Genomic DNA, 13,080 nt, shown 5'->3' with positions numbered 1-13,080 from the left:
CCGCCGCGGCGAGCGCACTGGCGAGGTCGGCGGTCGTGAGGTCGTCCCGGGCGGCCGGCAGCGCGCGCGCCAGGCCGACGAGGTACTGGCTGAGGATCACGCCCGAGTTCCCGCGGGCGGCGAGCAGCGCGCCGCGTGCGAGCGCCCGCGCCGCCGGTTCCGCGGGCCCGGTCCGCGGCGCCCGCGCGAGCGCCTCGACCGCGCCGTCGACGGTCAGCAGCACGTTCGTGCCGGTGTCGCCGTCGGCCACGGGGAAGACGTTGATCGCGTCGATCCGGTCGCGGGCGGCCGCCAGGCCGGCCCGCGCCGCCTGCGCCCACGCGTGGATCGTCGCGGCGTCGAACCGCTGCACCGCCCGCTGCACCGTCCCCGTCCTCGTCCTGGCCGCCCTGGTCGTGGGCGTGCCGTCGGTCTCGCGCGTCGCCCCGCGCCCTCGCCGCCGCCGCCGGCCGTCCCGGCGCCCGCGCGGGACCACCCTGCCGCACGCCGGCGACATTTGGGCGACCGCACGCCGATGGGCTAGTCTTGAGCGGTTGCCCGGAGACGGGCACCAGCGGCGTGCGACCGCGAAACCCCACTCACAGGGCCGGCAGTCCGGCCGTGCGCGCGGGGTGAGCGTCGGTCACGGCCGCGACGACCCGAGCTTCGCCGCCTCGCGGTGGCGTGCCAGATCCGCCAGAACTCAGGAGAAGACCGTGGCTGCTACCTGCGACGTCTGCGCCAAGGGCCCGTCCTTCGGGCACAGCATCTCGCACTCGCACGTGCGCACCAAGCGCCGCTGGAACCCGAACATCCAGCGCGTCCGCGCCGTCGTGGCCGGGACGCCGAAGCGCCTCAACGTCTGCACCTCGTGCCTCAAGGCCGGCAAGGTGCAGCGCGCGGTCTGACCGCACCCGATCACCCGTCGAGAGCCCGTGGGACCCCCGAGTCCCACGGGCTCTCGCGCGTCTGCGGCCGGAGCGGGGCGGTTGTCGCCGGTGTGCTTCCGGCCCTCCGGTGCGTGTGGCAGGGTGACCACATGGCCGAGCAGCTCGACGACGTGACGGTCCGCCCCGCGAGCCTGGACGACGCCGGCGAGATCGCCCGGGTGCACGTGCAGTCGTGGCGGGAGGCCTACGACGGGATCGTCCCGGCGGAGCACCTCGCGTCGCTCGACGAGGTGGAGCGCGCCCGCGAGTGGTCCGGCCACCTGGCGGCGGGGCCCGCCGACGGCGTGGTGACGTGGGTGGCGGGGACGCCCCGGCGCGTCATCGGCTTCGTCACGTACGGCCCGAGCCGGGACGAGGACGCCGGGCGCGGCGACCGCGAGGTCTACTCGATGTACCTCGAGCCGGACGCGTGGGGCCACGGCGTCGCGCGCGACCTCATGCGGACCGTCCTGTCCGAGGTCGGCGCGCACCCGCTGACGCTGTGGGTGCTGGCCGACAACGAGCGGGCCCGGCACTTCTACCGCCGCCACGGCTTCCAGCCCGACGGCGTCGAGCGCTACGACGAGGTCGGCGGCTCGGAGCTCCTCGAGGTCCGCTACCGCCGCGGCTGAGCGCGCCTCCGCCGCCTAGCCGTCCTCGCCGCGGAAGTGGTCCCAGCCGGGGCGCCCGACGTGCGGCCGGCCGGCGACCAGCACGTGCGGCGCCTCGCGTGCCGGGGCGACGGTGCCCACGCGGCGGAACGGCTCCGGCAGTCGGGCGTCCGGCGGGAACGTCGCCAGCAGGCCGTGGTCCTCGCCCCCGGTGAGCACCCACGCGACCGCGTCGCCGGCCAGCGCGGCGGCGGCCGCGTGCAGGCGGGCGAGATCCTCGGCGAACGCGTCCTCGGCCGCGTCGAGCTCGACCCGCACGCCGCTCGCCCGCGCGAGCCGGTCCGCGTCCCGCAGGAGCCCGTCGGACACGTCCAGCATCGCCGTGGCCCCCGCTCGTGCGGCCGCCGGCCCGGCCGCGAGCGGCGCGACAGGTGCGAGGTGGTGGTCGACGAGGTCCGGGTCCAGCTCCGGCCGGCCGGCCTGCAGCAGCGCCAGCCCGGCGGCCGACCGGCCGCGCACGCCGGCGTGGGCGACGACGTCGCCGGGCCGCGCCCCGGAGCGCAGCACGGGCGCGCGCCCCTCGAGGTCCCCGTGGGCCGTGACGGCGACGACGACCTCGTCGGCGCCGGACAGGTCTCCCCCGACGACCCCGACCCCGAGCGGCCCGCACACGTCGGCGAGCCCGCGGGCCAGGTCCTGCACCCACGCCGCCGGCAGGTCGCCGGGCACCGCGAGCGCCACGACCAGCCCCGTCGGCCGGGCCCCCATGGCGGCCACGTCGGCGAGGTTCTGCACGGCGGCGCGCGCGCCGACCTGCCGTCCCGTGCCCCACTCCCGCCGGAAGTGCCGTCCCTCGACCAGGACGTCCGTCGTCACGACGACGCGGGCGTCGGGCGCCGCCAGCACGGCCGCGTCGTCCCCCGGCGGCACCAGGGTGTCCGTCCCGCGCGGCAGCAGCGGGACGATCCGCGCGAGCAGCTCCTCCTCGGACAGGTCGCGCACCAGGGTCACGCGCCCACCGTAGACGCCGCGCAGCCACCGCCGGACGTGCGTCCGCCGCCGCGCGGGCGGGCTACGGTGGCCGGGTGCTCCCCCGTCGTCGTGCCCTCCCGCGCGCCCTCGCGCTCGTCGTCGCCGCCTCGGTGCTGACCGCCTGCGCGCCCACCGTCGCGGTGACGGTCGCGCCGCACGCCGCCGACCCGGCCTGCGCGGCGGTCGTGCTCGCGACACCCGACTCGCTGGGCGAGGGCCTCGATCGGCTCGACACCAACGCCCAGGCGACGACGGCGTGGGGCGACCCGCAGCACCCCGTCGTCCTGCGCTGCGGCGTCGAGCCGCTCGGCCCGACGACCGACCGGTGCATCACCGTCCAGACGCCCGACGGCCCGAGCACCGACTGGGTCGCGGTGCCGGCCGACCCGGAGCACGAGGGCAGCTCCGACTGGACGTTCACGACCTACGGGCGGGTGCCCGCGGTCCAGCTGACGATCCCCGCCGCGGTCCGCTCGGAGCGGTCGACGTCGTACCTCGACGTGCTGGGTCCCGCGATGCAGAAGGCCACCAAGGAGCGGGCCTGCGTGTGAGCCCGCGGTGGCTCAGCGCAGGCCGGTGGGCCGCTCGAGCGCGAGCGTGAGCAGCTCGTCCACGAGCGCCGGGTAGTCCAGGCCGCTCGCCGCCCACATGCGCGGGTACATCGAGTACGGCGTGAACCCGGGCATCGTGTTGATCTCGTTCACGACGACCTCGTCGTCCGGCGTGACGAAGACGTCGACGCGGGCGAGCCCCTCGCAGCCGAGCGCCTCGAACGTGCGCACGGCGACGTCCTGGACGCGGGCGACGACGTCGGGGGCCAGGTCGGCGGGGCACGACAGACGCACGTCCTGCTCGGCGAAGTACTTCGCCTCGTAGTCGTAGAACGTGTGGGAGTCGGCGACGACGATCTCGCCCGGCAGCGACGCGCGGGGCCGTCCGCCGTCCCGCCCGCCGAGCACGCCGCACTCGATCTCGCGGCCCACGATCGCCGCCTCCACGACGACCTTCGGGTCGTGCTCCGCCGCGGCCGCGACGGCGGCCGGCAGGTCGGCGAGGTCGTCGACCCGCGAGATCCCCAGGCTCGAGCCCGCCCGGGCCGGCTTGACGAACACGGGCAGGCCCAGCGGGGCGACCCGCTCCCGCACGAGCGCCTCGTCGCGCTCGTCCGGGTGCAGCACGACGTACGGCCCGACCGGCAGGCCGGAGCCGGCGAGCACGAGCTTCATCATGTGCTTGTCCATGCCGACGGCCGAGGCGAGCACGCCCGCGCCGACGTACCGGACGTCCGCCAGCTCGAGCAGGCCCTGCACGGTGCCGTCCTCGCCGAACGGGCCGTGCAGCAGCGGGAAGACGACGTCCACCTCGCCCAGCACGCGGGGCGCCGACCCGGGCTCCAGCACCTGCACGGCGCGGTCGTCCGAGCCCTGCGGCAGGAGCACGTGCGCGGCGGTGTCCTCGACCTGCGGCAGCCGCCCCGGGGCGATCGCCCACCGGTCCGGGTCGTCGTCCGCGAGCACCCAGCGGCCGGTGGGCGTGATGCCGACCGCGACGACGTCGTACCGGTCGCGGTCGATCGCCCGCAGCACGCCGCTCGCGGTGGAGCACGAGATGACGTGCTCGCCCGAGCGGCCGCCGAACAGCACCATGACCCGAGGACGGGGGTTCGCGTTCATCGCGCCCGACCCTACCCGTGCGGCGGCGCGTAGCCTGCACCCGTGGCACCCGACGACCCGACCTCCGCAGCCTCCCCCGCCGACCCGCACGAGGACCTGTCACCGGCCACGCTGGCCGTGGTGGCGGGCCGGCCGGCGAGGGCGCAGCAGGCCCCGGTGAACCCGCCGCTGGTGCTCTCGTCGACCTACGTCTCGCAGGGCGTCCCCGCGCCGGGCGAGCTGCTGTACGCCCGCCAGGGCACCGAGACGTGGCGCGCGTTCGAGGAGGCCCTGGGCCGGCTGGAGCGCTCGCGCCACCCCGCGCTCGTCGTCGGCTCCGGCATGGCCGCCGTCGCCGCGGCGCTCGCGCTCGTCCCGCCCGGTGGGCGCGTGGTGCTGCCGCGGCACGCGTACCAGGTGACGCTCGTGCTGGCGCGCGAGCTGGCCGAGCGCGGGGTCCTGGAGGTGGAGCTCGTCGACGTCGCGGACACCGACGCCGTCCTCGCCGCCGTCCGCGGGGACGGACGGCCCGCGGCGATGCTCTGGGTCGAGTCCCCGACGAACCCCATGCTCGAGGTGGCGGACCTGCCGGCGCTCGTGGCGGGCGCGCACGAGGTCGGTGCGCTGGTGGCCGTCGACAACACGTTCTCGACGCCGCTGGGGCAGCGCCCGCTCACCCTCGGCGCGGACGTCGTCGTCCACTCGGTGACGAAGTTCCTCGCGGGCCACAGCGACGTCGTCCTGGGCGCGCTGCTCGCCGACGACGACGCCCTGCACGCCCGGCTGCACGCGCACCGGACCACGCACGGCTCGATCGCCGGGCCGTTCGAGGTGTGGCTGGCCCTGCGCGGGCTGCGCACGCTCGCGCTGCGCGTCTCGCGCGCGCAGGCCAGTGCCGCGCTGCTGGCCGCGCGGCTCGCGGAGCACCCGGCGGTCGCGGAGGTGCGCCACCCGAGCCTGCCGGGCGACCCGGGCCACGAGCGCGCCGGCCGGCTGATGGACGGGTACGGGGCGGTGCTCGGCGTGCGGCCCCACGGCGGCGAGAGCGCGGCCGATGCGGTCGTGGCGGGCCTGCGCCTGTGGGTGCCGGCGACGAGCCTCGGCGGCGTCGAGTCGACGATCGAGCGCCGCCGGCGGTTCGCGACCGAGTCCGCGACGGTCCCGACGGACCTGCTGCGGCTGTCGGTCGGCATCGAGGACGTCGAGGACCTCTGGCGCGACCTCGACGGTGCCCTGCGCGCGGCGGTGCGCTGAGCGGCTCAGCCGCGACGGGGCTCGACGCCCTCCGCCTTGTGCGGGCGGGCGAGCAGCAGCGGCGCGAGGTCGTCGACGGGCAGCCCCTCGTACAGGACGCGGACGACCGCGTGCGTGATGGGCATCTCGACGCCCAGCGACTGCGCCAGCTCGAGGATCGGCCGGCAGGCCTTCACGCCCTCCGCGGTGCCCCCCGTGGCCGCGATGGCCTCCTCGAGCGTCAGCCCGCGGCCGATGAGGCCTCCGACCGTGTGGTTGCGCGAGGCCGGCGACGCGCACGTCGCCATGAGGTCGCCCATGCCGGCGAGGCCCGGGAACGTCTCGGCGTCGGCGCCCAGCGCGAGGCCCAGGCGGGTGATCTCGACGAGGCCGCGCGTGATGACGGTCGCCATCGTGTTGAACCCGAACCCGCGCCCCTGGGCGATGCCCACCGCGAGCGCGATCACGTTCTTCACCGCGCCCGACAGCTCGACGCCCACGACGTCGAGGTTCGTGTACGGGCGGAAGTAGGACGACGCGCAGGCGCGCGCGACGAGGCGCGCGGTCTGCTCGTCGACGGAGGCCACCACCGTGGCGGTGGGCTGCCGACGCGCGATCTCGTGCGCGAGGTTGGGCCCGGACACGACCGCGACGCGCTCGGGCGGCAGCCCCAGGGACTCGCCGACCACCTCGCTCATGCGCTTGTCCGTGCCCAGCTCCACGCCCTTCATGAGCGACACGGCCACCGCGCGCGGGCCGACGGCGCCCGCCAGCGGCGTGAGCACCTCGCGGGCGCTCTGCGACGGCACCGCGACGACCACGACGTCGGCACCCTGGACGGCCGCGCGGGGGTCGGTCGTCGCCGTGACGCCGACGGGCAGCTCGACGCCGGGCAGGTAGCGCTCGTTGCGGTGCTGCTCGGTGATCTGGGCGCAGACCTTCTCGTCGCGCCCCCAGACCGCCACGTCGCAGCCCGCGTCGGCGAGCACCGCCGCGAAGGTGGTGCCCCAGCTGCCGGCGCCGAGCACCGCCGCGCGCAGGTGGACCACCGGCTCCATCTCGACCGTCTGGTCGCCGCTCATGCGGGCGGCTCCGGCAGCGTGCCGTGCGCCCCGCCGGGGCGCCGCTCGCCGGGGGCGGGGGGCTTGCGCATGTCGTAACGGACCTCCGGGGCCTTCTCGCCGCGGACGTCCTCCAGCAGCGCGGTGATCGCGGCCATCACGCGCTCCGTGGCCTCGCGCAGCGTCGCGGTGTCCTGCGGTCGGTCGTACAGGTCGTCGAGCACCACCGGCGGGCCGGCCACGACGGTGACCTTCTTGCGGGGGATCGGCTTGAGGAGCTTGGCGTAGCGGCCGAGCAGGTCCTGCGCCCCCCACTGCGCGATCGGCACGACCGGCGCCCGCGTCGTCAGCGCGAGCCGCGCGACGCCGGTCTTGCCGACCATCGGCCACAGGTCGGGGTCACGCGTCAGCGTGCCCTCGGGGAAGACGGCGACGCACTCGCCCTCCTCGATCGCACGGATCGCGGCGCGCAGCGACTCGACCGCGTTCGTCGTGTTGCGGTACACGGGGATCTGGCCCGTCGCCCGCAGCACGCCCGCCAGCACGGGGACCCCGAACAGCGGCGCCTTGGCCAGGATGCGCGGCGCGACGCCGTGGTCCCACAGGTAGTGCGCGAACGTGAGCGGGTCGACGTTCGTCATGTGGTTGGACGCCGCGATGTAGCCGCGGTCCGTCGGCAGGTGCTCGCCGCCGTGCCAGTCGGGGCGCGTCATCGAGAAGAGCAACGGCCGCACGATGCGGGCGACCACGCGGTAGGCGCGGTTCGATCGGGTCGGCGACGGCACGGGAGCCGATGCTACCTGCTGCCCACGAGGGCGGGACGCGGCACGTCCCCCGTGGACACCCGGTGGCGTCGGGGCGCCCCGGACGTCACGGGCGGTCGACGTCCGCGCCCAGCGCCGCGAGCTTGTCGGTGAAGTGCTCGTACCCGCGGTCGATGAGGCTGATGCCCCGCACGGCGGACGTCCCCTTCGCGGTGAGCGCCGCGATGAGGTGGCTGAACCCGCCGCGCAGGTCCGGCACCTCGATCTCGGCCGCCGACAGCGGCGTGGGCCCCGAGATGACCGCGGAGTGGAAGAAGTTGCGCTGCCCGAACCGGCACGGGCGCCCGCCGAGGCACTCCTTGTAGACCTGGATCGTGGCGCCCATGCCGCGCAGCGCGTCGACGAAGCCGAAGCGGTTCTCGTAGACGGTCTCGTGCACGATCGACAGCCCCGAGGCCTGGGTCAGGGCGACGACGAGCGGCTGCTGCCAGTCCGTCATGAAGCCGGGGTGCACGTCGGTCTCGAGCTGGATGGACCGCAGCGGCCCGCCGGGGTGGAAGAACCGGATGCCGTCGTCGTCCACGACGAACTCGCCGCCGACCTTCCGGAACGTGTTGAGGAACGTCGTCATCTCCGGCTGGGTGGCGCCGCGGACGTACACGTCGCCGCCGGTCGCGAGCGCGGCGGAGGCCCACGAGGCTGCCTCGACGCGGTCCGCGAGCGCGGTGTGCGTGCAGCCGACGAGCCGGTCGACGCCCTCGATCCGGATCACCCGGTCGGTGTCGACCGAGATGATCGCGCCCATCTTCTGCAGGACGTTGATGAGGTCCATGATCTCGGGCTCGATGGCGGCGCCGGACAGCTCGGTGATGCCCTCCGCGCGCACGGCGGTGAGCAGCAGCTGCTCGGTCGCACCGACGCTCGGGTACGGCAGCGCGATCTTGGTGCCCTGCAGGCGGCGCGGCGCGCGGATGTGGATCCCGGTGTCCGTCTTGTCCACGACCGCGCCGAACTGCCGCAGGATGTCGAGGTGGTAGTTGATCGGCCGGTCGCCGATCCGGCAGCCGCCGAGGTCCGGGATGAACGCCTCACCGAGCCGGTGCAGCAGCGGCCCGCAGAACAGGATGGGGATCCGGCTCGCGCCGGCGTGGGCGTCGATGTCCGCGACGTGCGCCGACTCCACGGCCGACGGGTCGAGGTGCAGGGTGCCGGCCACGGGGTCCGCGTCGACCCGCACGCCGTGCAGCTCCAGCAGTCCCGTGACGACGGCGACGTCTCGGATCTGCGGGACGTTGCGCAGCACGGTGGGGGTCTCCCCCAGCAGCGCCGCCACCATCGCCTTGGAGACGAAGTTCTTGGCGCCGCGCACCGTGATCTCACCCGACAGCGGCGTACCGCCCGAGACGTACAGCAGGTCCTGGCTCACACGCACCATCCTCACCCACGCCGGGCCGTCGCCCGGCCGCCCTCCCCCGGGCCGGCCCGACCCGCACGGCACCTTCACACGGCCAGCGCCCCGCGACCGCCGGGCGCCGACCGCGCACCACGGTAGACCCGACCCCGCGCCCACCGTCGACCGGGACGCGGCGAGCCCCGACCCGCGAGGCGGGTCGGGGCTCGTCGGGCGGGCGCGTCGGGCGGCTCGCCCGGACGGCTCGTCGGGCTCAGGCGGAGCGGGTCGGGCCCAGCTCGAGCGGCGTGCCGGCGGGGCGTGCCGCGGCGATCTCGACCTTGGGCAGGTGCTTCGCCGGGAGGGTGCGCGGGCGCCACGGCTCGCGACGCGCCTCGAACTGCGCGATCTCCGCCTCGTGCTCGAGCGTGAGGCCGATGTCGTCCAGGCCCTCCATGAGGCGCCAGCGCGTGTAGTCGTCCACGTGGAAGCGGACCACGACGTCGTCGCACGTCACGGTGCGCGCGTCGAGGTCGACCGTGATCTCGGTGCCCGGCCGGGTCTCGAGGATCTTCCAGATCAGCTCGATGTCCTCCTGGGCGACCTGGGCGGCCAGCAGACCCTGCTTGCCCGAGTTCCCGCGGAAGATGTCGGCGAACCGCGCCGAGATGACGACGCGGAAGCCGTAGTCCTTGAGCGCCCAGACCGCGTGCTCGCGCGACGAGCCCGTGCCGAAGTCGGGGCCGGCGACGAGCACCGAGCCCGCGCGGTAGGCGTCCTGGTTGAGGACGAACGCCGGGTCGCCGCGCCAGGCGGCGAACAGCGCGTCCTCGAACCCGGTGCGGGTCACCCGCTTGAGGTAGACCGCCGGGATGATCTGGTCGGTGTCGACGTTGCTGCGGCGCAGCGGGACCCCGACGCCGGTGTGCTGGGTGAACTTCTCCATGGTGCTTCTCCGGTCGAGGGGGTCAGACCTGCACGAGGACGCGCGGGTCGAGGGGGGCCAGGGGCGTGCCGTCGAACGACGAGATGTCGGTGCCCTCGGGCAGGTCGAGGTCCGAGAGCGACGAGAGCGTCCCGCGGATCGCCGTGGCGGCCGCGACGAGCGGCGAGACCAGGTGGGTGCGACCGCCCTTGCCCTGCCGGCCCTCGAAGTTGCGGTTCGACGTGGACGCGGCGCGCTCCCCCGGCGTGAGCTGGTCGGGGTTCATGCCCAGGCACATCGAGCAGCCGGCGTTGCGCCACTCGGCGCCGAAGTCGAGGAAGATCCGGTCCAGGCCCTCCGCCTCCGCCTGCAGGCGCACGCGCGCCGACGCGGGGACGACGAGCACGCGGACGTCGTCGTGCTTCCTGCGGCCCTGCAGCACCTTGGCCACCGAGCGCAGGTCCTCGATCCGCCCGTTCGTGCACGAGCCGATGAAGACCGTGTCGACCGGGATCGAGCGCAGCGGCTGCCCCGGGACGAGGCCCATGTACTCGATCGCGCGCTCGGCGGCGACGCGCTCGTTCTCGTCGGCGATCTCCTCCGGGCGCGGGACCGAGCCGGACAGCGGCAGGCCCTGGCCCGGGTTGGTGCCCCAGGTGACGAACGGCTCGAGGTCGGCCGCCTCGAGCACGACCTCGGCGTCGAACTGCGCGTCGTCGTCGCTGCGCAGCGTGCGCCAGTACTCGACCGCGGCGTCCCAGTCGGCGCCCTCCGGCGCGTGCGGGCGGCCCTGGAGGTAGGCGAACGTCGTCTCGTCCGGCGCGATCATGCCCGCGCGGGCGCCGGCCTCGATCGACATGTTGCAGATCGTCATCCGGGCTTCCATCGACAGCGACCGGATCGCCTCGCCGCGGTACTCGAGCACGTAGCCCTGGCCGCCGCCGGTGCCGATCTTGGCGATGATCGCCAGGATGATGTCCTTGCTCGTGGCGCCGGGCGGCAGCTCGCCGTCGACGGTGATCGCCATCGTCTTGAAGGGCGCCAGCGGCAGCGTCTGCGTCGCGAGCACGTGCTCGACCTCGCTCGTGCCGATGCCGAACGCGAGGGCGCCGAACGCGCCGTGCGTCGACGTGTGCGAGTCGCCGCACACGACGGTGAGCCCGGGCTGCGTGAGGCCGAGCTGCGGGCCGACCTGGTGGACGATGCCCTGGTCCGCGTCGCCGAGCGAGTGGATGCGCACGCCGAACTCGGCGGCGTTGCTGCGCAGCGTCTCGATCTGCGTCCGGCTCGTGGTGTCGGCGATCGGCCGGTCGATGTCGAGCGTCGGCGTGTTGTGGTCCTCGGTGGCGATCGTGAGGTCCGGACGACGGACCGGGCGGCCCGCGAGCCGGAGCCCCTCGAACGCCTGCGGGCTGGTCACCTCGTGGACGAGGTGGAGGTCGATGTAGAGGAGGTCGGGCGCCCCGTCCGTCCCGCGACGCACGACGTGCGCGTCCCACACCTTCTCCGCCAACGTGCCGGCCATGTCTCGTCCATCTCCACGGGCTGTTCGCCCGTTGTCGCTCTGCACCCGGGAGGGGGATGATCCCGGGTGTTCGGTCGTGGTCCGTGCGTGTCACCCGCCTGCTGCTTGCATCTCAGTCAGCGAGACGACAATATCGACCTATGGACAACTCTAGCGGAGTCGGCGTGCTGGACAAGGCCGCGTCCGTCCTGAGCGCGCTCGAGGCCGGCCCGGCCACCCTCGCGCAGCTCGTGACGGCCACCCACCTCGCCCGTCCGACCGCCCACCGCCTCGCCGTCGCGCTCGAGCACCACCGGCTCGTCGCCCGTGACCTCCAGGGCCGGTTCGTGCTCGGCCCCCGTCTCTCCGAGCTCGCGACCGCCGCGGGCGAGGACCGGCTGCTCGCGGCCGCCGGCCCCGTGCTGGCCGCCGTGCGCGACCACACCGGCGAGAGCGCGCAGCTCTACCGCCGCCAGGGCGACATGCGCATCTGCGTGGCCGCCGCGGAGCGCCCCATCGGCCTGCGGGACTCGATCCCCGTGGGCGCGACGCTCACCATGCAGGCCGGGTCCGCCGCGCAGGTGCTGCTCGCGTGGGAGGAGCCCGACCGCCTGCACCGCGGGCTCCAGGGCGCCAAGTTCACGGCGACGATCCTGTCCGGCGTCCGCCGCCGCGGGTGGGCGCAGTCCGTGTCCGAGCGCGAGATCGGCGTGGCCTCCGTCTCCGCGCCCGTGCGCGGCCCGTCGGGGCGCGTCGTCGCCGCCGTGTGCGTGTCGGGGCCGCTCGAGCGCCTCACCCGCCAGCCGGGCCGGCTGCACGCCTCCGCCGTCGTCTCCGCCGCCAACCGGCTCACCGAGGTCTTGCGGCGCACCGCGGACTGAGCGCGCGGTGGGCCCCGCGACGAGCGGGGCCCACCGCGACAGCCGCTCGACGACGAAGGCCCGGTCACCGTGGTGACCGGGCCTTCTTCCGTACCCCCGACCGGATTCGAACCGGCGCTACCGCCGTGAGAGGGCGGCGTGCTAGGCCGCTACACAACGGGGGCCTGCTGCCTGCGGGACCCGAGGGCCCTGCGTGCGAGTGAACACTCTACCTGAGGTCCTGCACCGTTCCGAAATCGGAACCGTGCGGGCTCAGCAGCGGTGCTCGCGCTGGGGTACCAGGACTCGAACCTAGACTAAGTGAACCAGAATCACTCGTGCTGCCAATTACACCATACCCCATGGGGGTATGACCTCCGGGTCGCACCTGCGGCTCCTCGGGCGCATCGCTGCGTCGCCAGACCTGCGGGAACGGGTGTCGGCGCGTGCCGACCGGACGTCGTACCGGCCGTGAACGATACCCGAGGCCGGGCCCGCGGGTCCACCTGGGGTCGGCCCGCCGCGCCGATCGTGACGGACGCCACGTGCGGACCCTGCCGGCCGTCCCGTGCCGCCCGCCGTCACCGCGGGATGGCGCGCAGCTCGCTCACGTCGTACCAGAGCAGGTCCGCCTCCTCGAGGCGCTCGGCCGCGTCGGCGTCGCCCGCGATCGCGCGCTCGACGTCCGGCCGCGCCTGCGGCTCGTCGACGTGCACGCACGCGATCGCGTCGGGGGCCACCAGCCCGACGTCCACGGCGCTCGGCTCCGCCCCCTCGGCCACCGTGACCGCCGCGTCGGGCACGTCCGCGGAGACGACCAGCCGCAGCCGCGGCGCGTCCGGCGAGGCGGCGATCAGCTCCAGCGAGCCCGCGGCGGCGGCGAGCTGGGCCGCGAACTCCAGGCCCTCGTCGTCCTCGTCCGGCAGCTCCGCGCGCAGGGCCGACGTCACGGCGTGGGCGCGGCGCGGCCGCAGCGCCCCGTCCAGCTCGTCGAGGGTGGCCGGCAGGTAGATGCGCATGACCTCAGTGTGCCCGCGACCCGCGGCGCGGCACGACGGAGCGCCCGCGCGGACGCGGCGGGACGGGCGCGGCCGCCGGGTCGCTCAGGACGCCAGCCGGCCGGCGGCGGACGCCGGCCCT

The 13,080-nt window shown here is 75.3% G+C and carries 14 protein-coding genes and 2 tRNA genes; 5 read left to right on the top strand and 11 right to left on the bottom strand.

The features are described from left to right. Window positions 1-352: DAK2 domain-containing protein (locus HGCM_RS17885; protein WP_246119452.1), on the bottom strand; the 352-nt coding region annotated here is incomplete at its 3' end. Window positions 353-695: 343 nt separating this feature from the next. On the opposite strand from HGCM_RS17885, the gene rpmB reads away from it, so the two are divergent. Together rpmB and HGCM_RS10010 are read left to right on the top strand one after the other, a co-directional pair. Next, entirely contained in the window at window positions 696-887 is a 192-nt protein-coding gene (rpmB, locus tag HGCM_RS10015; protein ID WP_019136706.1) for a 50S ribosomal protein L28, read from the top strand. Between the two features lie 131 nt (window positions 888-1,018). Continuing rightward, window positions 1,019-1,540 carry a GNAT family N-acetyltransferase gene (locus HGCM_RS10010; RefSeq protein ID WP_019136705.1) on the top strand — a complete coding sequence of 174 codons (522 nt, stop codon included), beginning with the start codon at window positions 1,019-1,021 and terminating at the stop codon, window positions 1,538-1,540. Window positions 1,541-1,555: 15 nt separating this feature from the next. Here HGCM_RS10010 and HGCM_RS10005 read toward each other — a convergent pair whose 3' ends face one another. Next, window positions 1,556-2,530 carry a thiamine-phosphate kinase gene (locus HGCM_RS10005; protein ID WP_019136704.1) on the bottom strand — a complete coding sequence of 325 codons (975 nt, stop codon included), beginning with the start codon at window positions 2,528-2,530 and terminating at the stop codon, window positions 1,556-1,558. A 74-nt stretch (window positions 2,531-2,604) separates the two neighbouring features. On the opposite strand from HGCM_RS10005, the gene HGCM_RS10000 reads away from it, so the two are divergent. After that, a complete protein-coding gene (locus HGCM_RS10000) occupies window positions 2,605-3,102 on the top strand; it encodes a DUF3515 family protein (protein ID WP_019136703.1) in 498 nt (165 codons plus the stop codon). Between the two features lie 12 nt (window positions 3,103-3,114). On the opposite strand, the gene HGCM_RS09995 is transcribed toward HGCM_RS10000, so the two are convergent. Beyond that, window positions 3,115-4,224, bottom strand: coding sequence for a D-alanine--D-alanine ligase family protein (locus tag HGCM_RS09995; RefSeq protein ID WP_026075393.1), 1,110 nt, complete (start codon window positions 4,222-4,224; stop codon window positions 3,115-3,117). A 42-nt stretch (window positions 4,225-4,266) separates the two neighbouring features. On the opposite strand from HGCM_RS09995, the gene HGCM_RS09990 reads away from it, so the two are divergent. Next, window positions 4,267-5,457 (top strand): trans-sulfuration enzyme family protein, encoded by a 1,191-nt coding sequence (locus tag HGCM_RS09990; protein ID WP_019136701.1) that lies wholly within the window; start codon window positions 4,267-4,269, stop codon window positions 5,455-5,457. Window positions 5,458-5,462: 5 nt separating this feature from the next. On the opposite strand, the gene HGCM_RS09985 is transcribed toward HGCM_RS09990, so the two are convergent. From HGCM_RS09985 to leuC, 5 genes are all read right to left on the bottom strand, one after another. Then, complete coding sequence (locus HGCM_RS09985; protein WP_019136700.1) at window positions 5,463-6,518, bottom strand: NAD(P)H-dependent glycerol-3-phosphate dehydrogenase; 1,056 nt, start codon at window positions 6,516-6,518, stop codon at window positions 5,463-5,465. After that, on the bottom strand, window positions 6,515-7,282 hold the full coding sequence (locus HGCM_RS17880) for a lysophospholipid acyltransferase family protein (RefSeq protein WP_019136699.1): 768 nt from the start codon (window positions 7,280-7,282) through the stop codon (window positions 6,515-6,517). Before HGCM_RS17880 ends, HGCM_RS09985 begins: the two co-directional genes overlap by 4 nt. A gap of 85 nt (window positions 7,283-7,367) precedes the next feature. After that, window positions 7,368-8,696 (bottom strand): UDP-N-acetylglucosamine 1-carboxyvinyltransferase, encoded by a 1,329-nt coding sequence (gene murA, locus HGCM_RS09975; protein ID WP_040399052.1) that lies wholly within the window; start codon window positions 8,694-8,696, stop codon window positions 7,368-7,370. A gap of 229 nt (window positions 8,697-8,925) precedes the next feature. After that, a complete protein-coding gene (gene leuD, locus HGCM_RS09970; RefSeq protein ID WP_019136697.1) occupies window positions 8,926-9,597 on the bottom strand; it encodes a 3-isopropylmalate dehydratase small subunit in 672 nt (223 codons plus the stop codon). Window positions 9,598-9,619: 22 nt separating this feature from the next. Next, entirely contained in the window at window positions 9,620-11,101 is a 1,482-nt protein-coding gene (gene leuC / locus HGCM_RS09965; RefSeq protein WP_019136696.1) for a 3-isopropylmalate dehydratase large subunit, read from the bottom strand. A gap of 140 nt (window positions 11,102-11,241) precedes the next feature. On the opposite strand from leuC, the gene HGCM_RS09960 reads away from it, so the two are divergent. Continuing rightward, complete coding sequence (locus HGCM_RS09960; RefSeq protein ID WP_026075392.1) at window positions 11,242-11,961, top strand: IclR family transcriptional regulator; 720 nt, start codon at window positions 11,242-11,244, stop codon at window positions 11,959-11,961. Between the two features lie 91 nt (window positions 11,962-12,052). Here HGCM_RS09960 and HGCM_RS09955 read toward each other — a convergent pair. From HGCM_RS09955 to HGCM_RS09945, 3 genes are all read right to left on the bottom strand, one after another. Next, a tRNA-Glu gene (locus tag HGCM_RS09955) sits at window positions 12,053-12,125 on the bottom strand. Between the two features lie 106 nt (window positions 12,126-12,231). Beyond that, window positions 12,232-12,303: transfer RNA gene (locus HGCM_RS09950), tRNA-Gln, on the bottom strand. A 218-nt stretch (window positions 12,304-12,521) separates the two neighbouring features. Further along, window positions 12,522-12,959, bottom strand: a complete 438-nt coding sequence (locus tag HGCM_RS09945) for a DUF6912 family protein (protein WP_019136694.1) — start codon at window positions 12,957-12,959, stop codon at window positions 12,522-12,524. Between the last annotated feature and the right edge of the window lie 121 nt (window positions 12,960-13,080).

The organism is Cellulomonas massiliensis JC225 (assembly GCF_000312005.1).
In the GTDB taxonomy this organism is placed as follows: Bacteria; Actinomycetota; Actinomycetes; order Actinomycetales; family Cellulomonadaceae; genus Cellulomonas; species Cellulomonas massiliensis.
Note: the sequence above shows the minus strand (reverse complement) of the source record. Positions and strands in the feature narration are given on the sequence as shown.